We start from the raw sequence: 25104 nt of genomic DNA on the forward strand, positions 1-25104 counted from the left end.
ACCACCATGACCACTGATGCACGCGCCGACCTGTACCCATCGCGCGGCGCCGCCGAGATGACCACTCCCCGCCAGGACCCGGTCATCTGGTCCGCGCCCGGCGCACCGGGTCCGGTGTCCGCGAAGGATCTCCAGGGGTTCGAGCGGGACGGTTTCCTCACCGTCGGCCAGCTGATCTCGCCGGACGAGGTGGCCGGCTACCACGCGGAGCTGGAGCGGCTGATCGCCGATCCGGCGGTCCGGGCCGACGAGCGCTCGATCATCGAGCCGAAGTCGCAGGACGTCCGGTCGGTCTTCGAGGTCCACCGGCTCAGCGAGGTGTTCGCCCGGCTGGTCAGCGACGAGCGCGTGGTGGGCCGGGCCCGCCAGATCCTCGGCTCCGACGTGTACGTCCACCAGTCCCGGATCAACGTCAAGCCGGGCTTCGGCGCCTCCGGGTTCTACTGGCACTCGGACTTCGAGACCTGGCACGCGGAGGACGGTCTGCCGAACATGCGGGCGGTGTCCGTCTCGATCGCGCTGACCGAGAACTACGACACCAACGGCGGGCTGATGATCATGCCCGGCTCGCACAAGTCGTTCCTCGGGTGTGCCGGTGAGACGCCGAAGGACAACTACAAGAAGTCGCTCCAGATGCAGGACGCGGGCACCCCGTCCGACGAGGCGCTGACGAAGATGGCCGACCGGCACGGCATCAGGCTCTTCACCGGGCAGGCCGGTTCGGCGACCTGGTTCGACTGCAACGCCATGCACGGTTCCGGGGACAACATCACCCCGTACCCGCGCAGCAATGTCTTCATCGTGTTCAACAGCGTGGAGAACAAGGCCCAGGAGCCCTTCGCGGCTCCGGTCCGCCGCCCCGAGTTCATCGGGGCGCGGGACTTCACCCCGGTGAAGTAGGACCGCTCGGCACGGCGGAGGGGGTGGGACGGCATCCCGTCCCACCCCCTCCGCCGTCGTGCGCGTTCACTCCTTCGTCGCTCCCGCGAGCATCCCGGAGACCAGGGTGCGCTGGGAGAAGAGGAAGAGGACGAGAACCGGCAGGATCGCCACGACGATCGCGAGCGCCAGCTCGGGGATCGTGATGTTGAGGCCCGCGCCCGCCACCGGGTTGAAGCTCGGCGTCGAGGTGAGGAGCTGGTTGAGGCCCACCTGGACCGGGAACTGGTCGCTGTCCGGCAGCACCAGGTAGGGCAGGAAGAAGTTGTTCCAGTTGCCCACGAAGCTGAAGAAGGCGACGAGCCCGACGACCGGTTTGGCCAGCGGCAGCGCGATCCTGGTGAAGAGCTGCCACTCGTTGCAGCCGTCCATGCGCGCCGCGGAGAGCAGGTCGCGCGGCAGGCTGCTGCCGAAGTAGATGTACACCAGGTACACGCCGAAGGGGTAGAACGAGAACGGCAGGATCACCGACCAGACCGTGCCGATGAGGTGGAACTTGTTGAGCTCCAGGAAGAGCGGCAGGACCAGCGTCGCCTGCGGCATGATCATCGTCACGAGGGTGACGGTGAGCAGCGTCTTGCGGCCCTTGAACTTGGTGAGCGCGAGCGCGTAGCCGGCCGTGACGCTGACGGCGAGCGTCAGGATCAGCGAGCCGCCGCTGTAGATCGCGGAGTTCAGCAGCCAGTGCGCCATGACGCCGTCCTGGAAGTCGAACAGGTGGTTCCAGGCGGTGCCGATCTGGCCGAGGGAGCCGAAGGAGAGCGGGTTGTCGTGCGTGATCTGCCCTGCGGTCTTGCTGGCCGCGAGCAGCAGCCAGATGACCGGCAGCACGAAGAAGACCAGCAGCACCGCGAGGAGTGCGCCGACCACCGCGAACGAGAGGAGTCTGGAGGGGCGTGCCAGCCGGCCGGTGCGGGCGGCGAGGGGGATGTCGGTCATTTGTCGTCCAGGGAGAACAGGTTGGAGCGAGCGACCAGCAGACCCGCGGCGACCAGGCCGAGACTCAGCAGGAAGACCGAGATGGCTGCCGCGCCGTTGAAGTCGCCCTGCTGGAAGGCGAAGACGAAGGCGAGCTGGTTGGGCGACCAGGTGGGGCTCACCCGGCCGAGGCTCGCGGTCTGGAGCAGCTGGGGCTCGACGAAGAGCTGGGTGCCGGTGGCGAAGGCCATGATCGCCATGTAGACGATCCACTGGCGGATCATGGGGATCTGGATGTGCCAGACGGTGCGCCAGGGTCCGGCTCCGTCCATCCGGGCGGCCTCCAGTACCTCGTCGGGGATGTTGTTGAGCGCTCCGTACATGACGACCATCCAGCCGCCCGCGCCGGTCCAGAAGGCGATGAGCATGAGGATGAGCGGCAGGTGTCCGGGGGCGAGCACCGCCGCGAAGGAGTGCATGCCCATGGATTCCAGGAGCCAGGAGACCGGGCTCACGTCGGGGTCGAGCATGAAGAGCCAGACGAGGACGCTCGCCACCCCGGCGAGGGCGCCGGGGATGTAGTAGAGGAAGCGCAGCACGGCGGAGGTGCCGGGGCGGATGCGGCCGCGCAGGACGACGGCGACGAGCACCACGAGCACGACCAGGACCACGAGCCACAGCACGAGGTAGATCAGCATGTGCTCGAAGGCGGGCAGGAACCGGTAGTCCTTGGCGACCTTCGTGAACTGGTTGAGGCCGGTGAACTGGCCCCGCTCGTTGGTGAAGGCGAGGTAGAAGGAGTAGGCGGTCGGGAAGACGCCGAAGGCGAGCAGGAGCACCGTGTATCCGGCGACGAAGAAGTAGCCCGCGTTGAGCCGGCGGCTCCGCGGCCGCGACGGCGCGGAGCCGTCGCGGCGCGGAGTACCGGTGGAGACGCGGGGGGTCTCCAGGACGGTCATTCGTTGGTCACCTGGTATCCGTCGGCCTTGGCCTCGTTGCTGATCTCCTTCTGCCAGTCGGGCAGCACCGAGGTGAGGCTCTTGCCCTCGGTCAGCTTGGGCAGCACCGCGCTGGACCAGGCGGTGGCGTCCGGGAACTTCGTGTTCGACCAGCCGGTCCACACCGCGTCGGCGGCACTCCGGAAGACCTCGCTCACGTCACCGGCGAAGTAGGAGCTGTTCGCCGGGTTCTTCAGCCACGCCTGGGCGGCCTTGGTGTACGCGGGGTAGGTGGGCGCGGCCGTCTGGTTCTCGTCCGAGGTGGTGAGCCAGGTGGCGAGCTCGGTGGACGCCTTGAGGTTGTTGCTGTGCGAGGAGACCATCCACACGCCGCCGCCGACGTTCCCGGTGCTGGCGGTGGACTCGCCCGCCCACTTGAGCGGGGGCGCGACGGCCATCGTCTTCGAGGGGACCTTGAAGGCGGTCTTGAAGAGGTACTGGCCGTACCAGGACGGGCCGTAGGCCATCAGGACCTTGTTGCCGCTGTCCTTCGCGAAGCCCTGCGAGAAGAAGCCCTTGGTGGTGACGGCCTTCGCGTCGATCAGGTTGTCGAGGAGCTTCGCGGTGCGCGTGCAGTTCTTGTCGGAGAGGTTGCTGCGCAGCTTGTCGGGCTCGGTGAGCTGGTAGGCGGGGCACTTCGTGGACCAGAAGTACGACTCGTGCGAGTTGGTGTCGCCGACCGAGCCGACGAGGTAGCCGGGGTGCTCCTTGCCGACCTTCTTGCCGAGTGCCTCGTACTCCTCCCACGTCGTGGGGACCTGGTAGCCCCACTTGTCCATGAGCGGCTTGTTGTACCAGAGGACGACCTGGGCGATGTCGTTGCGCAGGCAGTACGTGTGGTCGTTGAACTGGCAGGGGCTCAGCGAGCCCTTGGCGAAGCCGTCCAGGGTCTCCTGGGGGACGAGCTTGTCGTCGAGCGGCGCGGCGAAGGGCTGTGCGCCGGGCTTCGTCGGCTGCGAGGCCCAGGTGACGTCGGTGGGGGAACCGAAGACGACGTCGGGCCAGCCCTTGCCGGTGCGGTCGAAGAGCTGCACCTTCGACTGGAGGTAGGTGGACCCGTCGGCCCCGCCGTCGTAGGTGACGATCTTCATCTTCGTGTCCGGGTGTGCCTTCTGGTACGCCTGGACGGAGGGCAGCCGGGTGGAGTCGGCCCACACGGTGATCTGCGAGCCCTCCTTCTGCTCGGCCTGCTCGAAGTCCTTGGCGGCGGCCGGGGAGCCGCCGGAGTCGGAGACGGGGTCCGCGCTGGCGCAGCCCGCGAGGAGGGCCGCGGTGGCCAGGGAGAGTACGGCGGCGGCGGTGCGGGTGGCACGGGCCCGGCCGGCTCCGGGAGATCGGAGAGACCTCATTGTCCTGCCTTTCGTTGTGCGGAGGGTTCAGCGCGGGGAGTTCAGCGCGGGGTTTCGACGAAGGGCTCCAGCGTCTTGCCGTAACCCAGGCCGAGCGGGAGGGAGATGCCGGGGGCGGTGGGTGCGTGCACCAGGCCGTCGGCGTCCACGTGGCGCTCGCGCACGACGTATGCGGAGGTCACGAGCGACTCGTAGTAGGTCGTGTTGGGGATCGCCATGCACAGGTGGTGGTTGGGCAGGTCGGAGCCGTGCACCTCGGCGCGGAGCTGGAAGGAGTCCGCGAGGTGCGCGATGCGCATGGCCCCGGTGACTCCGCCGCGCAGGTTGGTGCTGGCGCGTACCCCGAAGGTGGCCGCCCCGGCCTTGATGAAGTCGGCGGCGTTCATGTGGGCGCCGTCGGAGGTCTCGGCGACGAGCAGCGGGATGTCCACGCACTCCGCGAGCCGTCGGTAGGAGCTGATGCTGAACTCCCGCATCGGCTCCTCGTACCAGAGGTAGTCCGCCTCTGAGAGCGCCCGGCCCAGGTGGATGGCGTCCGGGAGGTCGAAGCCGGCGGAGCCGTCGTACATGAGCGGGACGTCGGGGCCGACGTGCTCGCGCAGGGCGAGGCAGAGTGCCGCGTCGCGGCGGGCGTCTCCCCAGGCGTGCAGCTTGATGCCCCGGTAGCCGAGCGCCAGGCTCTGGTCCGCGACGTCGAGGAACTCCTCGGTGTTCGCGAAGGTCGAGGTCGAGGCGTAGGCGGGTATCGATGCGCGGTAGCCGCCGAGCAGTCGCCACACGGGCTCGTTGTAGTAGCGGCCCGCGAGGTCCCACAGGGCGGTGTCGATGAGGCCCAGGGCGGGGAGCGGGAGTTCGTGGATGCGGTCCAGCTCCCAGACCCGGTGCCACAGCCACTCGCGCTGGAAGGGGTCCGCGCCGAGGAGTTCCTCGCGGAAGACCACGTCCACGAGGCTCGTCAGCATGGCGTGGGCGCCCGGCCGGGCGAACAGCGCGACGCCTTCCGCACCCTCGTCGGTTCCGAGGTGCAGGACCGCGCCGTCGCCCACCCGGGCGCTCCCGGCGAGCCCTTCCCGCCACAGGAAGGGAGGGTCGGCGGGCGGTACTTCGACCCGGTGCACTTCGACACTGGTGATCTTCATGAGTGGCTTTCGTCTCGTCTTTCCTTGTTGCGTCCGTTCTCGCGGCGGCCTCCCCGGGGAAGCCGCCGCGAGAACTGATTTCTCAGCTGGTCCGCGCCTTGGTGCCGTAGACCTGGAGGTCGTAGATGCTGCCGCCGTTGCCGTTGGTGCCGGTCACGGTGAGCCGGACGTAGCGGCCGGTGGCGGGGGTGGTGGCGTGGGCGTAGTCGGTCGCCTCCGTGGTGTCGGCGCCGGTGCGGTCCACGAGCGGCTTCCAGTCCGTGCCGTCGCGGGAGACCTCGACGCGGTAGCGGTAGCCCTTGCTCTTCTCGAAGGTGGTGATGGCGCCGTTGACGTCGTACGTGGCGCCGAGGTCGACCTGGATCCAGGACGGGTCCGGCAGGCCGAGGCCCTGGGCCCAGCGGGTGCCCAGGTCGCCGTCGACGGCCTTCTCGGGCACGTTGCCCTCGGAGTCGGAGGAGGCGGTGACCGGGTGCTTGAGCGCCAGGTCCTCGCCCCGCGGGGTGCGCACGACGGTGGTGGCGCTGTACGGGGACTCGTTGCCGGCGGCGTCGCGGGCCCGGACCTGGAAGCGGTAGGCGGTGCCCGGCTTCAGGCCGGCGATGCGGACCCCGGTGGAGCCTGAGGCGCTGACGAGCTCGCCGTCACGGTAGACGGCGTAGCCGGTGACGCCCTTGTCGTCCGTGGCGGCGGCCCAGCTCAGGTCCGCCACGGTCGGGAAGTCCGCCGTCGCCTTCGGCGCGCCGGGCCTGGTGGGCGGGGTCCGGTCGGTGACGGCGGGGCCCGGGTCGAGGTGCTGGTAGGCGGGCTCCAGTCCGGCCTTCTTCACGATCGGGGCGGGGAGCTGGTCGCAGCCGCCGACCTTGACGTTGTTCTGGACGGTGTTGTCGTAGCTGCCGCCCTGGACCGAGTAGCCCTGGTTGTCCGTGAAGTTGCCGGAGGCGTTGTTCTCGATGCCGTGGTTCATCAGCAGCCACTGGTACGCGACGCCGCAGAACGCGTTGTTCGTGTTCGTCCAGCCACGGCTCATCTCGTCGTGGTAGACGGCGCCGTAGGCGGGCTCGGGCACGCCGTGGACGTAGTTGTCGCTGACCCGGCCGCCGGGGTTGGCGCCGAGCGTGTAGACGGCGCCGCCGTCCGCCTGGTGCTTCATGATGTCGCCGATCTCGTTGTACGAGATGACGGTGTTCCGGCTGGTGGTCGGCGTCGTCGCGACGGGGACCTTGCCGTTGTCGACGTAGGAGGGGTTGCCTCCCTTGTCGGTGAGGCCCCAGCCCCAGCCCGCCGAGATGCCGCTGTAGGGCAGGTCGTAGACCTTGTTGTGGGTGATCGTGGTGTGGTCGGTGTAGCCGGCGAGGATGCCGAGCGAGCCCCGGTACTGGTCGGCGGCCCGGGTCACGACGTTGTCGCTGACCATCGTGTCCTTGACGATGTTGCGGCTGTCGGTCGGGTGGGCGTCGTCGTAGTAGTCGACGCCGCCGATCTGGATTCCGGTCGCGGATATCTGCCGGAAGACGTTTCCGGTGATCCCGGTGGACCGGCTGCCGGTGTTGAGGTTGAGCCCGGCCGCGCCGAGGTGGGTGAAGGTGTTCCCGGTGAAGGAGACGTTCCGGGTGAAGCCGGTGTTGACGGCGCCCGGCGTCTTCTTCCAGTCGAGCCTGGTCGAGTCGAAGTCGGGGTTGTCCGCGCCGACCATCCGGAATCCGGCCTGGCCCTCGATGTGGCCCTCGTCCGAGCTGGGCTCCAGCCACGTCGAGTACGAGAAGGTGAGGCCGTCGAAGGAGACGTTCCGGACGGGGGCGGAGGCGGTGCCGTCGATGTCCACCAGGTCCTGCACGGCGGGCACGGTGACCTCGGCGCGGCTGAGGTCCTGGCCCTGCTTCGGGTAGTAGTAGACCTCCCCCGCCGCGTGGTCGATGTACCACTCACCGGGGGTGTCGATCAGCTCGCGGGCGTTCTCCAGCCAGGTCGGAGTGGTGATCTCCTGGCCTTCCTGGAGGTTCGCGTTGTTCCAGCACGGCTGACGCATGGTCATGGTGTGCCCGTTGACCGACTCCACCGGGCAGCGCATCAGCTTCCAGCCCCAACTGCTCACGACCTCAAGGTCGGAGGGGTGCTTGAGGTGGGTGAGGCTGTCGTCCGTGAAGGTGTAGCCGGTCTCCGTCTTCTGCCAGCCGCCGGGCCATTCGCTCTCGGTGCGGGCGCGGGTCTGCGGCTCGCCGTCCACGTAGAGCTGACGGGCCTGGAGGTCACCGATGGGTGCCTTGAAGACCTTGCCGTCGGCGTCTGCCGGCTGCCAGCCGGTGATCTGCTTGCCGCCGCTGATCACGGGGTGGGCGCCCCGGGCGGCGGCCCAGGTGACGGTGGAGCCGTTCGCGCCGGAGTCACGGGAGTCGAGGGCGAGCGTGCGGCCGAGGCGGTACGTGCCGTCGGCCAGCTCGATCCGGATGTCGCCGTGCACGCGCTTCCTGACCGAGCGCACGTAGTCACGGGCGTGTTCGAGCGTCTTGAAGGGGCGCGCGGCGGTGCCGCTCCCGGAGTCCTTGCCGTGCGGGGAGACGTGCACGGTCAGGGCCGGGTGCGGCGCCTTGGCGGGCGCCGCCGAGGCGACGGGGGTCAGCGGCAGCGCGAGGGCGGCCGGGGTGATCAGGGCGGCGGCGAGTGCGGCTCTGCGCAGCCTGGTGGGCAGGGCGTTGTTCTCAGGGCGTGTGGACACGGGTATCCCATCGCGTAAGGACAAGCTGTCCGGACCCCGGAGCGGCTGACTCCGGGTCTGAGGTCCCGAGCCGGCCGCTCCGGGGCCGCGTGGGCGGCGACGGGGGCGTGGGGGCTCGGGGAAGGTGGCCGGGGCGATGCTCCGGGCCGAGGGCCGGTGTCCTGTCCGTCCCGGAAGAGGACACCGGCGTGCGGGGAGGGGCTGTACGGCCGCCGGCGGCGCGGATCGGGTCACGCGCGGACCGGGAGGGGCCGGGGGCCCGGTGAGGGCCGCCCCACGGGGGGTGCTGGTGGGCGGTGCGGAGCTGTGGCTGCGGTGCTGCCTTTCCTGGTGCGGTGGCTCGTGCCGGGTCCCGCGCGTGGCCGGTGGAGCCCTCGCGGGTGGTTGTGGCGGTGGCGGCTCAGGAGGCCGAGGCGGCGGGCGGGTCGGCCTGCTGCCCGGGGGCTTCCTGGGGCCGTGTCCGTTCGTCCATGTGGAAGAGCCGGTCGCGGATCTTGCGTTCGAACTGCCGCCGGGTCGTGGCGATGTGCTCGGCCATGAGCACGGCGGCGCGTTCCGCCTCACCCGCGGCGACCGCCTCGGCGATGGCGAGGTGCTGCTCCGCCGCCACCTCCAGCGAACCCGGCGCGTCCCCGTGGAAGAGCAGGACATCGGACTGGGAGGCCAGGCGGCGGATGTTGCCGATGCTCGACCGCAGGAAGAGGTTGTGCGCCGCCGTGCCGACCGCGTGGTGGAAGGCGGCGTCGGCCTCCGCGAAGCCGTAGTGGTCGGCGGCCTTCGCGGTGCTGGCCGAGGTGGTGGCGCTGTTCCTGATCTCCCGTACCTCCAGCGGGGTGGCGAGCGAGGCCGCGCGGCGGGCGGTCTCGGTCTCGATCACCGTGCGGTAGTCGAGCAGCATCAGCACGTGGTCCATGCTGGTCGGCCGGAAGTGCAGGGTCTGTTCGTCGTCGACCAGCCCTCCCGCCGACTCGGCCACGAAGATGCCCGCGCCGCGCCGCACGCTCAGCCGCCCGATCCCCGCGAGGGTCTTGACGGCCTCGCGCGTCACGTTGCGGGAGGCGCCGAGGAGTTCGGCGAGCCGCTGCTCGGTCGGGAGCCGGTCACCGGGGCGGAGCCGCTGCTCGGCGATGTGGTTGAGCAGCAGTTCCGCGACCCGTTCGTACCCGGGCCGGTAAGGGCCCGGAGCGTGATCCGGTTCGTTGCTCCCGTCCGGTGTCTGCCTCGGTACTCCCACGACGCTCCCCCTCCAGCGGTTACGGATTAATCAGGCTCATCGGCCGCCGCAACTATGACATCCGCGTTACGTGTTCGGAAGATGTGGCCGAAAGAAACTTTAAGTCACCTGATCAAACCGGACCATAGACCTACCAAAAGGGCTTTTAATCGGCTGCATTGCGCCGAATGGATCAGACTCTTAAGGTCCTGGCGTACCCAAGTACGCCGAAGTACGCCGACGTACGCCGGGCTCACCCCAACTCGCCCCTCCCCGCGGAAGGACCGCGATGAAACTCGCACGCATCGGCGCCCCCGGCGCGGAACGGCCGGTGGTCTCCGGCACGGACGGCATCTGGCGCGAACTGGCGCCCCTGCTGGACGGCGCCGACCTCACCCCGGCCACACTCGCCACCGCCCTCGCCGCCCGCGACCTCGGCTCGCTGCCCGAGGTGACCGGTGGCCCCGAGCGCTTCGGCCCGCCGCTCGCCGGCATCGGCAAGATCGTCTGCATCGGCCTCAACTACCGTCAGCACGCAGCCGAGACCGGCGCGGCGGTGCCGGACGAGCCGATCGTCTTCCTCAAGACACCGGACACCGTCGTGGGCCCCGATGACGAGGTGCTGATCCCGCGCGCCTCCGTCAAGACGGATTACGAGGTCGAACTCGCCGTCGTCATCGGCCGCGAGGCCCGTTACCTCCCTGACGCGGCATCAGCAGCCGCCTGTGTGGCCGGATACGCCATCAGCAACGACGTCTCCGAGCGGGAGTTCCAGCTGGAGCGCGGCGGTCAGTGGGACAAGGGCAAGAACTGCGAGACGTTCAATCCGCTCGGCCCCTGGCTCCTGAGCGCCGACGAGGTCCCGGACCCGCACTCCCTCGGCCTGCGCCTCTGGGTCAACGGCGAACTCCGCCAGGACGGCGGGACGCACGACATGATCTTCGGCGTCCACGAAATCGTGCGCTACCTCAGCCACTTCATGACCCTGCGCCCCGGCGACATCATCAACACCGGCACCCCGGCCGGCGTCGCGCTCGGCAGCCCACAGACGCCCTATCTGCGCCCCGGTGACGTCATGGAGGTCGAGATCGACGGCCTCGGGCGCCAGCGCCAGACCCTTGGGAAGGCATGAGATGACCACTGCCCCAGACACCACCACACCGGACACCACTGCCGCCCCCGGCCCCCTCGCCGGGCTCCGCGCCCTGGTCACCGGCGGCGCCTCCGGTCTCGGCCGCGCGACCGCCCGGCGGCTCACCGCACAGGGCGCCCGCGTCGTCGTCCTCGACCGCGCGGGCGAGGCCCCGGCGGGCGCGGCCGGGCTCGTCCGCGCCGACCTCGCCGACGACGCCTCGGTCCGCACGGCCGTCGCAGAGGCGCTCGACGTGCTCGGCGGCGGGCTCGACATCCTCGTCAACAACGCGGGGATCGGCGCCCAGGGGGCCGTGCAGGACAACGACGACGCCGAGTGGCACCGCGTGCTGGACGTCAACGTCGTCGGGCTCGTCCGCGTCACCCGCGCCGCCCTGCCCGCGCTCCGCGCCTCCGCGCACGGGGCCGTCGTCAACATCGGCTCCATCGCCGCGACCGCCGGGCTCCCGCAGCGCGCCCTCTACACCGCGAGCAAGGGCGCGATCCTCTCGCTGACCCGCGCGATGGCCGCCGACCTGCTCCCCGACGGCATCCGCGTCAACGCCGTCAACCCCGGTACGGCCGACACCCCGTGGGTCGGCCGGCTCCTCGCGAGCGCCGACGACCCGGCCGCCGAACAGGCCGCGCTCGCCGCCCGCCAGCCGCACGGCCGCCTCGTGAGCGCGGAAGAGGTCGCGGAGGCGGTCTCCTACCTCGTATCGCCCGCCGCCGCCTCCACCACCGGCACCGCCCTCGCCGTCGACGGCGGCATGGACGGGCTCCGCCTGCGCCGGGAGGAAGGATGAGCACCGTGCCGGAACAGCCCTCCGCCGCCGGGGACGCGCCGCGCGGGGCGGACGCCCCGCGTACCGTGCGCCGGTTCGCCTCCGTCATCCGGCTGCGCCCGGAGAAGGAGGCCGAGTACCGCGCCCTGCACGCCGACGCCTGGCCGCAGGTCCTCGCCACCCTCAAGCGGGCCCGGATCGGGAACTACTCGATCTTCCTGCGCGACGGGCTCCTCTTCTCCTACCTGGAGTACGACGGCGAGGACTACGACGCCGACCAGGCGCTCATCGCCGCCGACCCCACCACACGCCGCTGGTGGGAGCTGACCGACCCGTGCCAGCAGCCCGTGGAGAGCGCGGCCGACGGCGAGAGCTGGGCCCCCGCGGAAGAGGTCTTCCACCTCGACTGAGGCCGGGGCCCGGCCTCCGAAGCCCCGCCCCGTCCCCGCACCATCTCCGCACACCCCCGTGCCGTACGCACCCGCACCGCCGTACGGCACGGGCCGGCCCGAAGGACGACCGTGCGCATCGACGCCCACTTCCACCTCTGGGACCTGGACCGGCACGAACACGCCTGGACCCGGGAGAGCCCCGTACTGCACCGCAGTTACCGCCCCGCCGACCTGCGCCCCGCGCTCGCGGCGGCCGGTGTCGGGCGCGCCGTGCTCGTACAGACGGTGCCCGAGCCCTGGGAGACGCCCGGACTCCTCGCCCTCGCGGAGGACGAGGAGTTCATCGGCGCCGTCGTCGGCTGGAGCGACCTCACGGACCCGGAGCTGCCCGCCGCGCTCGACCGGCTGCGCGCCCTGCCCGGCGGCCGCTTCCTGACCGGGCTGCGCCACAACGTCCAGGACGAACCCGGCACCGCGTGGTTCGCCCGCCCCGAGGTACGGCACGGGCTGCGCGCGCTCGGGGCGGCGGGGCTCACGTACGACCTCCTCGTCCGCGCCGATCAGCTCACCGCCGCCGTCGCGCTCGTCCGGGGGCTGCCGGAGGTGCGGTTCGTCCTCGATCACGCGGGCAACCCGGTCGTCGGGCCGCGCCCCGCCCCCGAGTGGACCGCCGCGATGACGGCACTCGGCCGACTCCCCAACGCGGCGGTCAAGTTCTCCGGTCTGCTCACCCGTACGGGCGGGACCGACCCGGTCACCGCGCTCGCCCCCTACGCGTCGACGCTGCTCGACACGTTCGGTCCCCGCCGGGTCCTCTTCGGCTCCGACTGGCCCGTGTGCCGCCTCACCGCCGAGTACGCGGAGGTCCTGGCCGTCACGGAGACCCTGCTCGCCCCGCTCTCCCCCGCCGACCGCGCCGCCGTTCTCGGCACCAACGCGGCCGACTGGTACGCGGTACGCAACTGAACCCCGCCCCGGCACGAGTACGGAGTCCGCCATGACCAGCCCCAGCCCCAATCCCGGCCCTCACCGCACCCTGGGCCGCAGCCAGGTCGCCGTCAGCCCGCTGGGCTTCGGCGCCGCCCCGCTCGGCAACCTCTACGCCCCGCTCGACGAGGAGACCGCCCGCGCCGCCGTGGACGCCGCCTGGGACGCGGGCGTCCGCTACTTCGACACCGCACCGCACTACGGCCTCGGGCTCTCCGAACGGCGTCTCGGCGCGGCGCTGCGGGCGCGCCCGCGCGCGGAGTTCACGGTTTCCACAAAGTTCGGCCGGCTCCTCGAACCGCACCCATCACCGACCGGCTCCGACCTCGCCGCCGGGGGCTTCGCCGTCGCCGACACGCTGCGCCGCCGCCCCGACTACAGCCGCGACGGCGTCCTGCGCAGCCTGGAGGCGAGCCTCGAACGCCTCGGCCTGGACCGCGTCGACCTCGCCCTCGTCCACGACCCGGACGAGCACATGGACACCGCTCTCACCGAGGCGCTGCCCGCCCTCGCGGAACTGCGCGCACAGGGCGTCGTCGGCGCGATCGGGATCGGTATGAACTCCGTGGAACCGCTCCGCCGGTTCGTCGCGGAGGGCGACCCGGACGTGGTGATGGTCGCCGGGCGCTGGACCCTCCTCGACCGCTCCGCCGCCCCGCTCCTCGCGGAGTGCGCCGCGCGCCGGGTCTCCGTCATCGCGGCGGCCCCCTTCAACTCCGGTCTGCTGAGCACCGATCACCCGGAGGCGGGCGGGCGCTACGACTACGGCACGGCGCCCGCCGCCGTCCTTGACCGGGCCCGCGCGCTGGCCGCCCTATGCTCGGCGCACGGCGTTCCGCTCCCCCGCGCGGCCCTCTGCTTCCCGCTGCGCGAACCGGTCGTCTCCGGCGTGCTGGCCGGCTTCCGCACCCCGGCGGAGGTCACCTCGGCCGCCGCCCACCTCGCCCACGGGGTCCCGGAGCGGCTCTGGACCGAACTGGACGCCCCTGCCTGAACCTAGGGCCTGTCCGCATCTCGGGTTGCCCCGTCATTCGTCAAAGGGCACACCGTGACAACCGGATCCCCCCGCTGGTACAAGTCCTCCTACGCCGACAACGGCGGCGCCTGCGTCAAGGTTGCCGCCAACGTCGCCGCCCCCACCGGTACGGTCCCCGTCCGTGACTCCAAGGATCGGGGCGGCCCCGTGCTGACCGTCCCCGCCGCCACGTGGCGGGCCTCCGCGCGTTCCCGCTTATCTCGCTGGACCCGAGGGCGCCCACCAGCGACAGTGTGGCCCATGACTTCACACGTACACCACGTCACCGTCGACTGCGCCAACGCCTATGAACTCGCCACGTTCTGGGCCGAGGCGCTGGGTTCCCCCGTCTCCGACGACGATGCCCCCGGTGACCCCGAGGCCCTTGTCGAGACCCCCGGTGCCGCACTGCTGTTCATCACCGTGCCCGAACCGAAGAGCACCAAGAACCGCATCCACTTCGACGTCCAGCCGGACGACCGCACCCGGGACGAGGAAGTCGAGCGGCTGCTCGCCCTCGGCGCCACACTGGTGGCGGATCACCGCAGGCCGAACGGGCGGGGGTGGGCGACCCTGGCCGATCCGGAGGGCAACGAGTTCTGCGTGGAGTGCAGTGCGCGGGAGCGGGCGCTGCTGACCGGGACGCGGCTGCCGGTCACCGCGGACGACGTGACCTCGGCGGTACGGCTCGCGGTCGCCGTGCTCAAGGAGTCCCCGGCGAAGGACTGGCACATCCCGGCGGGGACGCTCAGCTGGGACTGCTGGGAGACCGTGGAGCACCTGAACGACGACCTGTTCGCGTACGCCGCCCAACTGGGACCGCAGTCGCCGCCGTTGGACCGCGAGGTGCCGTTCCACTGGACCAGGCGGCACGAGGGCGGACCGGCCAACGCGATCTTCACCGACCCGGCGGCCGGTCCGGCGGGGCTGCTCCAGACCCTGGAGGCCGGCGGGGCGATGCTCGCGGCGATGGTCAGGACGACCTCGCCGGACGTCCGCTCGTACCACGGCTTCGGGATCTCGGACCCGGAGGGATTCGCCGCGATGGGCGTCGTGGAGACCCTGGTGCACACCCACGACCTGGCCGAGGGCCTGGGCGTCGACTGGACTCCGCCCGCGGACCTCTGCCACCGGGTGCTGGCCCGGCTCTTCCCCGACGCCCCGGACGACAGCGACCGGTGGACCGTACTCCTGTGGTCCACCGGCCGCGCCGAACTGCCGGGCCGCGCACGGGTGTCGTCCTGGAAGTGGCACGCCGCTCCGCTGACGGACGCCCCGCAGCCGTAGGGCCGCTCAGCCGGTGAGCACGTCCAGCGCGCGGTCCACATCGGCCTCGGTGTTGTACAGGTGGAAGGCGGCCCGCAGGTTGCCGGCCCGGTTGGAGACCATCACCCCGGCCCGCACCAGTTCCGCCGCCCGCTCCCCGAGTCCGGGCACCGCGACCACGGCGGAGTCCCCCGGCACCGCCTCGCGCCCCGCCCCGGCCAGCCCGTCCCGGAACCGGGCCGCCAGGCCGGTGGCGTGGGCGTGCAGGGCCTCGGCGCCGATCTCGTTCAGCAGGGCCAGGGAGTGCTCCGCGCCGTGGTACGAGAGGAACGCGGGCGGTTCGTCGTAGCGGCGGGCGTCGGGCGCGAGCTCGGCGACCGGCCCGTAGGTGCTGCCCCAGCGGTCCGCGCCGCTGACCCACCCGGCGAAGACCGGCGGCAGCGACTCCTGCGCCTCCCGCGTGACGGTGAGGAACGACGCGCCGCGCGGGCAGAGCAGGAACTTGTACCCGCCCGCGACCGTGTAGTCGTACGCCCCGGCGTCGAGCGGCAGCCAGCCCGCGGACTGCGTGGTGTCCAGGAGCGTACGGGCCCCGTGGGCGGCGGCCGCGCCCCGCACCGCGTCCAGGTCCGCGGTCCGCCCGTCGGCGGACTGCACCGCGGAGAAGGCGACGAGCGCGGTCTCCGGGCGCACCGCGTCGGCCAACTCCTCCAGCGGGACGTACCGCATCCGCAGGTCGCCGCGGACCGCGAACGGGCTGACGACGGAGCTGAACTCCCCTTCCGGCGCCAGCACTTCGGCCCCGGCGGGCAGCGAGCAGGCGATCAGCCCGACATGGACGGAGACCGAGCTGCCGACCGCGACCCGCCCGGCCGCGACCCCGGCGAGCCGCGCGAAGCCCTCCCGCGCGCTGTCGGCGGCCTCGAAGTCCCCGGCACCGTCCCGGCGGCCGGTGGCGTTCTCCTCGGCGAGGGCTTTGACCGCGGCCACGGTACGGCGGGGCAGCAGCCCGCAGCTGGAGGTGTTGAGGTAGGCGGTCTCCGGTGCGAACTCGGCGTCGACCGCACGGCTGAGCGAAGAGATCATCATGCGCCCAGCCTGGAGGCCCCCCACCCCATGGTCAATCACCAATAGTTAAGGGGTATCCCCAAGCAACGCTTATGTGTGCCGGGGGTCGCGGGTCAGCTGTTGCCGCCGCCCGCCGCCGGGACCTCGCACGCGCCGTCCGCGTCGCAGGCCGCGGCGTCGCCGCCGATGGCGGTCAGCGGCCGGTCCTGCCAGGCCTGCTCCAGGGCCTGCGCGAAGACCTCGGCGGGCTGGCCGCCGGAGATCCCGTACCGCCGGTCCAGCACGAAGAACGGCACCCCGTTGGCGCCCAGCTCGGACGCCTCCCGCTCATCGGCCCGCACCTCGGCGGCGTACGCCTCGGGGTCGGCGAGCACCGCGCGCGCCTCGTCGGCGTCCAGCCCGGCCTCGACGGCGAGCTCGACCAGCACCTCACCGTCGAAGACGGACCGCTCCTCGGCGAAGTTCGCCCGGTAGGCGATGTCCAGCAGGGCGTCCTGACGGCCGCGGGCCTTGGCCAGGTGCAGCAGCCGGTGGATGTCGAAGGTGCTGCCGTGGTCCCGCCCCTCGCTGCGGTAGCCGAGCCCCTCGGCGTGCGCGTTGGCGGCGACGTTCGCCTCCATGGACCGCGCCTCCTCCGGGCTGCGCCCGTACTTCCGCGCCAGCATGTCGAGCACCTGCACGGTGTCGCCCTTGGCCCGGCCCGGGTCGAGCTCGAAGGAGCGGTGCACCACCTCGACCTCGTCACGGTGGGCGAACCCGGCCAGGCCCTTCTCGAAACGGGCCTTGCCGATGTAGCACCACGGGCAGGCGATGTCGCTCCAGATCTCGACGCGCATGACTCTTCTACTCTCCGGGCTCTCGGGGGGCTGCTCAAACAGCGCGGAGGGACCCTCCGCTCCTGTGGGAACACCTGTCCGGGCCCATGTCATTCCCGCCCGCCCGTTCCCGCCCGGCTCAGGCGCGTACCCCGGCAGGCACCGCCAGGCGCAGCACCAGATGGTCGCTCGCGCGGGGGTGGTCCGGGTCGGGGGTCCAGCCGCGGGCCGCGTAGAACGACTGGGCGCGGGTGTTGTGGACGAACACCTCCAGCCGGGCTTCGGCCACCCCGTCCCGCTGCCAGGCCGCCACGCACGCCTCGTGCAGCTCGGTGCCGACGCCCTCGCGCCAGCGGTCCGGTGCCACGTGGAGCTGGGTCAGGTGCATGGCGCCGTCGCGCACGGCGTGGGCCGCGATTCCGGCGAGGACGCCGTCCCGCTCGGCGCAGAGCACGGTGGCGTCCGCGCGGTCGATGGCGCGGGCCCAGCCGCCCCGGCTGCGGCCGACCTCCTCCGCGCCGAGGTACTCCTCCTCCGGGAGGTGGCCGCGGTAGTAGGTGGCCCGCGCTTCGGTGTGCAGGCGGACTATCTCGTCGAGATCGGCGGGCGTGGCTATTCGGATCATGCTGAGGGGGACGCTCCCGGACGGCCGGAGGTTGCGGCCGTCCGGGAGCGCCCCGCACGCCTGCGGACACGTCCTAGAGGTGACCGGCGCCCGCTCCGCCGGTAACCGAGGAGACGACGGACGAGGCCGGTTCCGCGGTGTACGAGTACGGCACCTGGGTCAACGTGCCGACCTGCGAGATCTCGGTGGAGGCGCCACCGAGGTCGTTGCCGCGCTCCACGACGTAGCCGTCCTCGTCGCTGTCGCGGATGGTGGTGATGGCGACACCGGTACTGCGGAAGACGTTGTTCTCCACCAGCATCTGCGCGCCCATCCGGGAGTGCACCGCCGTCGAGGCGCCCACGACGTAGTTGTCGTAGAAGTGCCCGGTGCCGAACCGGAGGCTGGGGATACGGGAGTTGACGTTGTCGAAGTAGTTGTGGTGGTACGTCACGTGCAGGTGGCCGGTGTCCTCGCTCGCGTTGTTGTCGCTGTGGCCGACGAGGCTGCCCTTGTAGTGGTCCTTGAAGGTGTTCCAGGAGACGGTGACCTGGTCGGAGGCGTGGGTGATGTCGAGCAGACCGTCGTAGTAGTCCTTGTCGTGGTCGCGGTCGGCGGAGAACGTGTTGTGGTCGATCCACACCTTGGTGGATTTCTGGACGGTGATCCCGTCGGCGGGGGCGACCGGCTTGCTGATGTTGAGGTTGCGGATCACGATGTTCGTCGAGTTCTTCAGCCGCAGCCCGCCACCGGTGAACCCGGAGGACGAACCGACGCCGAGCACGGTGGTGTTGGACCCGATGTCGACCTGGCCGCTCAGCGAGATGATCCCGCTGACCTTGACGGTCTTGGCGGCGGTCCCGGTGACGGCGGTCCTGAAGGCGTCGAGGCTGGTGACGGTCACGGCGGCGGAGCCGCCGCCACCGGTCGTCCCGGCCCCGTAGCCCACGGGGGAGCTCTCGGCGGCCCCGGCGGAGCCCGGAAGCAGGGCGACGACGGCGACGGTTCCGGCGGCGAGGGCGGTGAGGCCGCGGCTACGGGTGCGGAGGTGGATGCGCATGATGTCCCTTCGGTACGACGACGTGCGGGGAAGTGCGGTGCCGAGCGGCCGGCACGCGGCGCGGAGCGCTCGCTGGGCGGCCGCTTTCTCCCTGTAGTCGTCGCCGGAGGGCGGGGGGTTGCCGGGTCGAGAGGCCATGTTTCCGTTCAGCGGAAGGAAGTGGGCCCCGGGCCCGGCCGGATCCGGGAACCTCACGTTCCGCGGCTCCGGAGGCCAGGAACGCCCGGGGGCGCCACGGACGATTCGTCCATGGCGCCCCCGGGCGTGAGAAAGGCGGTGTCAGTCCTTGAGGACGTCCTTGGCCTTCTCCTTGGCCTGTCGGGCATCCCCCTTGGCCTGGTCGGCCCGGCCCTCAGCGGTGAGCCGCTCGTTGCCGACGGTGCGACCGGCGGCTTCCTTGACCTTGCCCTTGGCCTGCTCGGTCTTGGCCTGGGTCTTCTCATCGGCAGCCATGTCACTCACACCTTGCTGTACTTGAGGTTGGGACACCCACCGCCTGACCCGCATCAGCCGTTCCAAACATCGCGGCCCCAATCCGGGCGTGCGAGGCGACAGGAACGCGGCGACTGGTAGCGGCTCTTGGAAACCGGCTCCCCCGGACGGCGTGTGGACCTCGAATCCAGGGGTACACATGCAGCCGCCCATGTGAAGCCCGTGAGGGCAACCCGGTGGAGGGAAACAAACATCATGTCAGTACCCGTGCAGGCCCCGGACCGAAGAGCAGCCGCGATACCGGCTGCCCTTCCGGAGATCGCGGATCCGCAGAACGTCGCGCCGAAGGACGCCCGCCAGCTCAGCAAAATCTTCTTCGACCAGTTGCTGGTACTCGAAGAAGGGACCGTCGAGTACCAGTACGCGCGCAACACGCTCATAGAGATGAACCTGTCGCTGGTGCATTTCGCCGCCAAGCGCTACCGCAATCGCGGCGACGGGCAGATGGAAGACATCGTTCAGGTCGGCACCATCGGCCTGATCAAGGCCATCGACCGGTTCGAGCTCAGCCGCGAGGTCGAGTTCACCTCCTTCGCGATTCCTTACATCGTGGGAGAGATCAAGCGGTTCTTCCGCGACACCACCTGGTCCGTCCACGTCCCCCGTCGGCTGCAGGAACTACGGGTCACCCTCGCCAAGGCGAAGGAGGACCTCGGCGTCGCACTGGACCGTGACGCCACCATCGCGGAGCTCGCGGCCCACCTGCGGATCAGCGAGGAGGAGGTCATCGACGGGCTCATCGCCGCGAACGGCTACACCGCCGGCTCCCTCGACCTGCCTGTCGGCGGCAACGACCGCGACGGTTCCGACGCAGGTGCCACCTACGCCGACATCAACGGTGACTGCGACCCCGGCATGCAGCTGTTCGAGGACCTGCACGCCCTGGCGCCGCTGCTGGAGACACTCGGAGAACGTGATCGCGCGATCATTCAGATGCGCTTCGGCCAAGAGATGACCCAGTCCCAGATCGGCGCCCAACTCGGCGTCTCCCAGATGCATGTCTCACGGATGATCACCCGTATCATCACCGGACTCCGCGCCGGCATGCTCACCGAGGACTGACCGGGACGGGCGAACAGCGGACCCGTGTGGCACCGGCCCCGTGGACGAAGCCGACTGTCTCGGATGAGGTTTCGGGGGTAGGAGCCACTCGTGGGTGGCGAATGTCCGAACAACGGGGGAAATCGATGGACCAGGCAGCGCACAAACACGGTCAGCGTTCCATGACGGACAGCCCTTCTGCGGCGTCTGCGATATTCGAAGACACCACAGAGATCGCGGAGGCTCGCGCGCTGGCCCGGTCGTTCCTGGCGGACGTACAGGCCCTTCACGGGTTCCCGGTGTCGGACCGCGTCTTGGGGAACGTGCAACTCGTGGTCAGCGAACTGGTCACGAACGCGCGCAAATACGCGCCCGGCCCCTCCGTGCTGACGTTGGATATCCAGGACGGAGCGGTCCGTGTACGCGTCTGGGACGGCGGCACGACGCTGCCGGTCATCCTGTCGCCGGACTCGTCCCGGATAGGTCAGCACGGCCTGGAGATCGTGATGGCTGTGAGTCAGAGCCTTGCCATGAACAGGAAGCCGGTCGGTAAGCAGATCACCGCGACCATCGCTCTCACCGACGACCCCGGCGGCAACGTCCTCGGCATTCAGATGTGGCCGACGTCACGCGAGTAAGACGCCCCGCTCCTCCTGCGGTGGCCGGACACCGGCTCCGGACTCGGGCGAGCGGAGATTCGCACGCGTGGGCCGACCAGCAGCGTGTCGCGCTTCACCCGGATAGCTCAGTGTTCCGCAAAAGACCATATGGTCTCCCGTACTGAGGATGTGCGTCGTGTCTGGTAGAGACGTTTCGGACCGATTGGTCGGTCTGCTGTCCGTCCGAGGTGAGGACCTGGGCGCCGAGTGGGCGGACAACGTCACTGGCTCGCTGGGTGGGCGGGTGAGCCGCGCGGAGGTCCAGCGCGAGCTTCAGGAGCTCTACACCGCGCTCGTGGCGGCCCTGAAGAGGGGCAGCCTGGACGGTCGCTCAGAGACGTTCGGTGAGGTACGAGCCTTGCTGAGCGAGCTGTCACGTGACCGCGCCCGCCAGGGTTTCACTCCCACCGAGACCGCTGTCAGCGTTTTCGCCCTCAAGGAGGTCCTGGAACCCTCCGTGACCAGTGAGGGCGGCGATGTACAGGCATACCTGCATTTCGCCGGGCTGCTGGACACGCTCGGGCTGTTCACCATCGAGGTGTACTCACGTGCCCGCGAAGAACTGATTTCGGCTCAGGCCGAACAACTGCTTGAACTGTCGACGCCGGTCGTGAAGCTGTGGGACGGCGTCGTGGGCGTTCCCCTGGTGGGGACCCTGGATTCGGCCCGCACGATGGTCGTGATGGAGAAGATGCTCCAGGCGCTCATCGATACCGGCTCCGAGCAGGCCATCATCGACATCACGGGCGTCCCGGCCGTGGATACGGAAGTCGCCCAGCACCTGCACAAGACCGTGGTGGCGGCTCGCCTGATGGGCGCCGAGTGTGTCATCTCCGGCATCCGCCCGCAGATCGCGCAGACCATCGTCGCCCTGGGCATCGACTTCGGCGACATCGTGACCAAGGCCACCCTGGCTGACGCGTTGCGGCACGCACTGCGCCGCTCCGGCCTCGCCGTCTCGCGCACGGCTCCGCAGGCCGGACAGTGACCGAGCGGGTTCCGGTCCTGCGGATCGGACAGACGCTGCTGGTGTCCATCCAGACGGACCTGGATGACCAGGCCGTGATGCTGCTTCAGGACGATCTGGCGGCCGCGGTGGTGGCATCCGGGGCGCACGGGGTGGTCATCGACATCACCGCTGTGGAGATCGTCGACTCCTTCGTGGGCCGGATGCTGGCCACGATCGCCTCCATCTCACGCCTGCTGGACGCACAGACCGTGGTGGTCGGTATGCGCCCGGCCGTCGCCATCACCCTGGTCGAGCTCGGCCTGTCCCTGGGCGGCGTGAGAACAGCGCTGACCCTGGACAAGGGGCTGCGCGTGCTGGAGCGGGCCCGCGCTGCGGCGATGAGCGAATCCGGGTTCGGATCTCCGGCCCGAGCTGACTACGGGAGCGTCGTCCGGGATGCCGCGGCTGACCAGTGAACGGCCGCACCGACGGCCCGGAGGTCTTGGAGATCAGCGCCAACGCCGGGGTCGTACAGGCCCGTCAACTCGTGCGTGTCCTGGCGCAGCAGTGCCGTCTGTCGCTGGTGGAACAGACCAAACTGATCACTGCCGCCAGTGAGCTGGCACGCAACACCCTGATCCACGGTGGCGGCGGCACCATGACCGCCGGCCTGGTGGATGAACGCGGCCGGCACGGGGTGCGGCTGGTCTTCACCGACCAGGGGCGGGGCATCGAGGACACCGACCTCGCCATGACCGACGGATGGACCTCGGGGAGCGGCATGGGCCTTGGCCTGTCCGGCTCCAAACGGCTCGTCGACGACTTCGTCCTGGACACCGCTCCGGGCCAGGGAACCACCGTGACCATCACCAAGTGGGGCCGATGAACGCCCACGGAGAGCTGCTGGCGGTGGAGTGCGAGGACGTGGCCTGGTTCCGTGACCAGCCGGAAGCCGCCCGGGGCTCCGCCGCCGCCCTGGGCCGTCGCATCGGGCTCGGCGAGACGCGCACCGCTGAGCTGGTCCTGGCGGTGGCCGAGCTGGCGGCCAACCTCACCAAGCACGCCGTCAACGGGTCCGTGCTGCTGCGCGTGCTGCGCAATCAGGAGGTGGCCGGGGTCGAGGTGATCGTCGTGGACGGTGGCCCCGGCATAGCCGATGTCACGGCGGCACTGCGGGACGGGACCTCGACGGCCGGGACCCTGGGCATTGGCCTCGGCGCCGTACACCGTCTGGCCGACAGCTTCGACATTCACTCGCAGCCGGGGATCGGGACCGTACAGGTGGCCAGTTTCTGGCCGCGCTCCTCTCGCCCGTCAAGGGCGGGCGAGGTGGCCGTGAGCGGGATCACCCGGGCGATCAGCGGCGAAGAGGTCTGCGGTGATGCCTGGATGGCACGCGTCGACACCGGCGAGCGGGCCTCATCGGCGCACCGCGAAGAGGCCACACCCCGGCGGGTCACGGGCCCCGTCGCGCCGGACTGGTCGGCCATGACCGCCACCCGGCCGCAGGGCGAGCGGGTCTCCGGTGCCTCGCCGGACGCCGATTCCTCGTCGCGTCCCGGAACAAGGGGGCGTTCGGTTCCTCTGGTGCGTGCCGCTGTCGCGGGGCCGGGGCAGGCCACGCTGGTGATGTCCTGCGACGGGCTGGGCCACGGGCCGATGGCGGCGCTGGCCGCACAGGCCGCTGTGCAGGCCTTCCGCACGGGGGCCGCTCGCACGCCCGAGCAGGCGATGGAGCAGGTGCACCGGGCCCTGCGCGGAACCCGGGGCGCGGCCGTGGCCATCGCCCGCATCGAGTCGGACGACCGGGTGCTGTTCTGCGGCGTCGGGAACATCACCGCAGCCCTGGTCACCACCACGAGCCGGGCGAACCTGGTGTCCCACCCCGGCATCGTCGGTCACCAGATGCGCCATCTGCGCACCTATGAGAGCAGCCTGCCGGCCCGCGGAGTCCTGGTCATGCACTCCGACGGGCTCAGCGAACGCTGGGCCCCCACCGACCTGGCCTCCGTACTGCACCACCCCCCCGCTCTCATCGCCGCACATCTGCTGCGGCATGCCGGAACCCGCCGCGACGATGCCAGCGCGGTGGTAGCGAAGGCGGCGGGGTGAGCGGGCAGTCCTCCGGCGATCACACTCCCCTGCTGGTCACTCCAGTCAGCACCGAGCAAGACGTTTTCGCTCTGCGCCGCAACGCCAAGATCGTCACCCAGGCCGTCGGCCTCGACAGCCGTGACCAGGTGCGCCTCGCCACCGCGCTGAGCGAGCTGGGCCGCGACCTGCTGCGCCCCGCCGTCATGACCGCCGCCTTCAGTGTGCAGCGGCAACCGGCCGCGTTCCAGGCCCTCCTGCAGTGGCGGGACGACCGCGAGCCGAGCCGCGAGTCGCTGACCGCTGTCACCCGCCTGCTGCCGCAGACACGCTACGAATCGGCCGGCAACGCCGCGGAGCACCCGACGGTGCCCGCGGCCCGCCCACGCGGCGGCCGGATCGAGATCACCTGCCTCATTCCCGGGTCCGCCGCGCAGGACCTGGACGTGGACCAGGTGTCGGCGCTCCTGGGGTCCGGCAGTCCAGCGAGCGCGATCGACGACCTGCAGGCGCAGTCCCGCGATCTGATGGCGGCACTGCAGGAGGCCCACGCCCAACGCGCCGAGCTGGAAAGGCTCAACGAGGAGCTGACCGAGACCAACGCCGGGGTGATGGCCCTCTACGCGGAACTGACGGTCGAGCACAAGGACGTGGTGGAACGCTTCGGGGAGGAACACGAGCTCGCCCTGGCCCTGCAACGCACGTTCCTGCCCGATGCCCTGCCCCGTTCACCCGGGGTGGACCTCGCCGTGCGCTACCTGCCCGCCGCCGCCCTGACCGAGATCGGCGGCGACTTCTACGAAGCCGTCGACACCCCGCACGGACTCCTCCTCGCCGTCGGCGACGTCGTGGGCCACTCCCTCCAAGCTGCCATGGTCATGGGCGGACTGCGCCATGCCCTGCGTGCCTACGCCTGCCAAGGGCACCCCCCGCATGTCCTGCTGGAGCATCTGGACCACCTGCTGGGTCTGCATCAGCCGGGATGGACGGCCACCTTGTGCATCGTGCTGATCGAACCGGGCAATGCCCGCCTGCACATAGCCAACGCCGGCCACCTGCCACCCCTGCTCCTGGCCCCGGGCGGTGTACCGCGCTACCTGAACGAGCACGGCCCGCTCCTGGGCCTGGGGCTCCCGCACCCCGTCGCCGTCAGCCACCCGGTCGAGCCGGGCAGCCGGCTCCTGATGGTCACCGACGGCCTCATCGAGACCCGCGACAGCGACCTCGACGCCCGCTTGGAACTCCTGGGCGCCGCCGTCGCGGCCGGGCCGGAGGAGCCCGAAGAGCTGTGCTCCGAACTCCTGACCGCGTTCGGAGCCGATCCCGATGACGACATCATCGTGTTCGCGGCCCGCCTCCACCCGGCGGACATCCGTAGCGCTCCCCCCGCCCCGGCGCGAGTAGCCGCGCCGCGATCACCCGCCTGACGGGCGCGCGCCATCCGCGTACCGCGATGCCCCGCCTCCCTGTCCGGAGG

Annotated in this window: 25 protein-coding genes and 1 pseudogene; 15 read left to right on the top strand and 11 right to left on the bottom strand. The window is 70.8% G+C overall.

Going from position 1 to position 25104, the window contains the following annotated elements:
• The first annotated feature begins 6 nt into the window (after positions 1-6).
• Entirely contained in the window at positions 7-900 is an 894-nt protein-coding gene (gene thpD / locus ACFVQ0_RS30970) for an ectoine hydroxylase (RefSeq protein ID WP_390092499.1), read from the top strand.
• 66 nt (positions 901-966) lie between these two features.
• On the opposite strand, the gene ACFVQ0_RS30975 is transcribed toward thpD, so the two are convergent.
• The 6 genes from ACFVQ0_RS30975 to ACFVQ0_RS31000 form a co-directional block, all read right to left on the bottom strand.
• Positions 967-1878, bottom strand: coding sequence for a carbohydrate ABC transporter permease (locus tag ACFVQ0_RS30975; RefSeq protein ID WP_390092500.1), 912 nt, complete (start codon positions 1876-1878; stop codon positions 967-969).
• Positions 1875-2816, bottom strand: a complete 942-nt coding sequence (locus tag ACFVQ0_RS30980) for a carbohydrate ABC transporter permease (protein ID WP_390092501.1) — start codon at positions 2814-2816, stop codon at positions 1875-1877. Before ACFVQ0_RS30980 ends, ACFVQ0_RS30975 begins: the two co-directional genes overlap by 4 nt.
• Positions 2813-4204 carry an extracellular solute-binding protein gene (locus tag ACFVQ0_RS30985; protein ID WP_390092502.1) on the bottom strand — a complete coding sequence of 464 codons (1392 nt, stop codon included), beginning with the start codon at positions 4202-4204 and terminating at the stop codon, positions 2813-2815. The genes ACFVQ0_RS30980 and ACFVQ0_RS30985 overlap by 4 nt, the downstream gene beginning before the upstream one ends.
• 41 nt (positions 4205-4245) lie before the next feature.
• Complete coding sequence (locus tag ACFVQ0_RS30990) at positions 4246-5343, bottom strand: enolase C-terminal domain-like protein (protein ID WP_390092504.1); 1098 nt, start codon at positions 5341-5343, stop codon at positions 4246-4248.
• Between the two features lie 82 nt (positions 5344-5425).
• Positions 5426-8059: a discoidin domain-containing protein gene (locus ACFVQ0_RS30995; protein ID WP_390092505.1), complete on the bottom strand. Its 2634-nt coding sequence runs from the start codon at positions 8057-8059 to the stop codon at positions 5426-5428.
• 400 nt (positions 8060-8459) lie between these two features.
• Entirely contained in the window at positions 8460-9293 is an 834-nt protein-coding gene (locus ACFVQ0_RS31000; RefSeq protein WP_390092506.1) for a FadR/GntR family transcriptional regulator, read from the bottom strand.
• A gap of 268 nt (positions 9294-9561) precedes the next feature.
• Here ACFVQ0_RS31000 and ACFVQ0_RS31005 point away from each other — a divergent pair, with 268 nt between their 5' ends.
• The 7 genes and pseudogenes from ACFVQ0_RS31005 (at position 9562) to ACFVQ0_RS31035 (ending at position 14869) form a co-directional block, all read left to right on the top strand.
• Complete coding sequence (locus ACFVQ0_RS31005; RefSeq protein WP_390092507.1) at positions 9562-10404, top strand: fumarylacetoacetate hydrolase family protein; 843 nt, start codon at positions 9562-9564, stop codon at positions 10402-10404.
• Position 10405: 1 nt separating this feature from the next.
• Positions 10406-11209, top strand: a complete 804-nt coding sequence (locus ACFVQ0_RS31010; protein ID WP_390092509.1) for an SDR family NAD(P)-dependent oxidoreductase — start codon at positions 10406-10408, stop codon at positions 11207-11209.
• Complete coding sequence (locus ACFVQ0_RS31015; RefSeq protein ID WP_390092510.1) at positions 11206-11598, top strand: L-rhamnose mutarotase; 393 nt, start codon at positions 11206-11208, stop codon at positions 11596-11598. Before ACFVQ0_RS31010 ends, ACFVQ0_RS31015 begins: the two co-directional genes overlap by 4 nt.
• Positions 11599-11709: 111 nt before the next feature.
• Positions 11710-12546: an amidohydrolase family protein gene (locus tag ACFVQ0_RS31020; protein WP_390092511.1), complete on the top strand. Its 837-nt coding sequence runs from the start codon at positions 11710-11712 to the stop codon at positions 12544-12546.
• Positions 12547-12577: 31 nt separating this feature from the next.
• On the top strand, positions 12578-13561 hold the full coding sequence (locus ACFVQ0_RS31025; RefSeq protein ID WP_390092512.1) for an aldo/keto reductase: 984 nt from the start codon (positions 12578-12580) through the stop codon (positions 13559-13561).
• A gap of 54 nt (positions 13562-13615) precedes the next feature.
• Positions 13616-13771, top strand: a pseudogene (locus ACFVQ0_RS31030) (DUF397 domain-containing protein); the annotation flags it as partial.
• Positions 13772-13843: 72 nt separating this feature from the next.
• Complete coding sequence (locus ACFVQ0_RS31035) at positions 13844-14869, top strand: VOC family protein (RefSeq protein WP_390092605.1); 1026 nt, start codon at positions 13844-13846, stop codon at positions 14867-14869.
• A 6-nt stretch (positions 14870-14875) separates the two neighbouring features.
• Here ACFVQ0_RS31035 and ACFVQ0_RS31040 read toward each other — a convergent pair whose 3' ends face one another.
• From ACFVQ0_RS31040 to ACFVQ0_RS31060, 5 genes are all read right to left on the bottom strand, one after another.
• Positions 14876-15937, bottom strand: coding sequence for an aminotransferase class V-fold PLP-dependent enzyme (locus ACFVQ0_RS31040; protein ID WP_390092513.1), 1062 nt, complete (start codon positions 15935-15937; stop codon positions 14876-14878).
• A 92-nt stretch (positions 15938-16029) separates the two neighbouring features.
• On the bottom strand, positions 16030-16752 hold the full coding sequence (locus ACFVQ0_RS31045) for a DsbA family oxidoreductase (RefSeq protein WP_390092514.1): 723 nt from the start codon (positions 16750-16752) through the stop codon (positions 16030-16032).
• Positions 16753-16870: 118 nt separating this feature from the next.
• Positions 16871-17356, bottom strand: coding sequence for a GNAT family N-acetyltransferase (locus ACFVQ0_RS31050; RefSeq protein WP_390092515.1), 486 nt, complete (start codon positions 17354-17356; stop codon positions 16871-16873).
• A 73-nt stretch (positions 17357-17429) separates the two neighbouring features.
• A complete protein-coding gene (locus tag ACFVQ0_RS31055) occupies positions 17430-18395 on the bottom strand; it encodes a polysaccharide lyase family 1 protein (protein WP_390092516.1) in 966 nt (321 codons plus the stop codon).
• A 279-nt stretch (positions 18396-18674) separates the two neighbouring features.
• A complete protein-coding gene (locus ACFVQ0_RS31060; protein WP_390092518.1) occupies positions 18675-18848 on the bottom strand; it encodes a CsbD family protein in 174 nt (57 codons plus the stop codon).
• Between the two features lie 234 nt (positions 18849-19082).
• On the opposite strand from ACFVQ0_RS31060, the gene ACFVQ0_RS31065 reads away from it, so the two are divergent.
• The 7 genes from ACFVQ0_RS31065 to ACFVQ0_RS31095 all read left to right on the top strand — a co-directional run bounded on the left by ACFVQ0_RS31065 (position 19083) and on the right by ACFVQ0_RS31095 (position 25054).
• The gene (locus ACFVQ0_RS31065) at positions 19083-19949 is read left to right on the top strand and encodes a SigB/SigF/SigG family RNA polymerase sigma factor (protein ID WP_390092519.1); all 867 of its coding nucleotides are present in this window, start codon (positions 19083-19085) and stop codon (positions 19947-19949) included.
• Positions 19950-20074: 125 nt separating this feature from the next.
• A complete protein-coding gene (locus tag ACFVQ0_RS31070) occupies positions 20075-20566 on the top strand; it encodes an ATP-binding protein (RefSeq protein ID WP_390092520.1) in 492 nt (163 codons plus the stop codon).
• 157 nt (positions 20567-20723) lie between these two features.
• Positions 20724-21575: an STAS domain-containing protein gene (locus ACFVQ0_RS31075; protein WP_390092521.1), complete on the top strand. Its 852-nt coding sequence runs from the start codon at positions 20724-20726 to the stop codon at positions 21573-21575.
• The gene (locus ACFVQ0_RS31080; protein WP_390092522.1) at positions 21572-22012 is read left to right on the top strand and encodes an STAS domain-containing protein; all 441 of its coding nucleotides are present in this window, start codon (positions 21572-21574) and stop codon (positions 22010-22012) included. The genes ACFVQ0_RS31075 and ACFVQ0_RS31080 overlap by 4 nt, the downstream gene beginning before the upstream one ends.
• Positions 22009-22422 carry an ATP-binding protein gene (locus tag ACFVQ0_RS31085; protein ID WP_390092523.1) on the top strand — a complete coding sequence of 138 codons (414 nt, stop codon included), beginning with the start codon at positions 22009-22011 and terminating at the stop codon, positions 22420-22422. Before ACFVQ0_RS31080 ends, ACFVQ0_RS31085 begins: the two co-directional genes overlap by 4 nt.
• Positions 22419-23648 carry an ATP-binding protein gene (locus tag ACFVQ0_RS31090; RefSeq protein WP_390092524.1) on the top strand — a complete coding sequence of 410 codons (1230 nt, stop codon included), beginning with the start codon at positions 22419-22421 and terminating at the stop codon, positions 23646-23648. Before ACFVQ0_RS31085 ends, ACFVQ0_RS31090 begins: the two co-directional genes overlap by 4 nt.
• Positions 23645-25054 (top strand): PP2C family protein-serine/threonine phosphatase, encoded by a 1410-nt coding sequence (locus tag ACFVQ0_RS31095; RefSeq protein WP_390092525.1) that lies wholly within the window; start codon positions 23645-23647, stop codon positions 25052-25054. The genes ACFVQ0_RS31090 and ACFVQ0_RS31095 overlap by 4 nt, the downstream gene beginning before the upstream one ends.
• The last annotated feature ends 50 nt before the right edge of the window (positions 25055-25104 follow it).

The sequence above is a fragment of the Streptomyces sp. NPDC057900 genome (genome assembly GCF_042887885.1).
Classification (GTDB): Bacteria; Actinomycetota; Actinomycetes; order Streptomycetales; family Streptomycetaceae; genus Streptomyces.

Coding starts and splice junctions, on each gene's coding strand:
- ACFVQ0_RS31050 (WP_390092515.1), bottom strand. CDS start 17,356: ATGATCCGAATAGCCACGCCCGCCGATCTCGACGAGATAGTCCGCCTG.
- ACFVQ0_RS31005 (WP_390092507.1), top strand. CDS start 9,562: ATGAAACTCGCACGCATCGGCGCCCCCGGCGCGGAACGGCCGGTGGTC.
- ACFVQ0_RS31025 (WP_390092512.1), top strand. CDS start 12,578: ATGACCAGCCCCAGCCCCAATCCCGGCCCTCACCGCACCCTGGGCCGC.
- ACFVQ0_RS30975 (WP_390092500.1), bottom strand. CDS start 1,878: ATGACCGACATCCCCCTCGCCGCCCGCACCGGCCGGCTGGCACGCCCC.
- ACFVQ0_RS31060 (WP_390092518.1), bottom strand. CDS start 18,848: ATGGCTGCCGATGAGAAGACCCAGGCCAAGACCGAGCAGGCCAAGGGC.
- ACFVQ0_RS31035 (WP_390092605.1), top strand. CDS start 13,844: ATGACTTCACACGTACACCACGTCACCGTCGACTGCGCCAACGCCTAT.
- ACFVQ0_RS31015 (WP_390092510.1), top strand. CDS start 11,206: ATGAGCACCGTGCCGGAACAGCCCTCCGCCGCCGGGGACGCGCCGCGC.
- ACFVQ0_RS31090 (WP_390092524.1), top strand. CDS start 22,419: ATGAACGCCCACGGAGAGCTGCTGGCGGTGGAGTGCGAGGACGTGGCC.
- ACFVQ0_RS31045 (WP_390092514.1), bottom strand. CDS start 16,752: ATGCGCGTCGAGATCTGGAGCGACATCGCCTGCCCGTGGTGCTACATC.
- ACFVQ0_RS31040 (WP_390092513.1), bottom strand. CDS start 15,937: ATGATGATCTCTTCGCTCAGCCGTGCGGTCGACGCCGAGTTCGCACCG.
- ACFVQ0_RS31010 (WP_390092509.1), top strand. CDS start 10,406: ATGACCACTGCCCCAGACACCACCACACCGGACACCACTGCCGCCCCC.
- thpD (WP_390092499.1), top strand. CDS start 7: ATGACCACTGATGCACGCGCCGACCTGTACCCATCGCGCGGCGCCGCC.
- ACFVQ0_RS31055 (WP_390092516.1), bottom strand. CDS start 18,395: ATGCGCATCCACCTCCGCACCCGTAGCCGCGGCCTCACCGCCCTCGCC.
- ACFVQ0_RS31065 (WP_390092519.1), top strand. CDS start 19,083: ATGTCAGTACCCGTGCAGGCCCCGGACCGAAGAGCAGCCGCGATACCG.
- ACFVQ0_RS31070 (WP_390092520.1), top strand. CDS start 20,075: ATGGACCAGGCAGCGCACAAACACGGTCAGCGTTCCATGACGGACAGC.
- ACFVQ0_RS30980 (WP_390092501.1), bottom strand. CDS start 2,816: ATGACCGTCCTGGAGACCCCCCGCGTCTCCACCGGTACTCCGCGCCGC.
- ACFVQ0_RS30990 (WP_390092504.1), bottom strand. CDS start 5,343: ATGAAGATCACCAGTGTCGAAGTGCACCGGGTCGAAGTACCGCCCGCC.
- ACFVQ0_RS30985 (WP_390092502.1), bottom strand. CDS start 4,204: ATGAGGTCTCTCCGATCTCCCGGAGCCGGCCGGGCCCGTGCCACCCGC.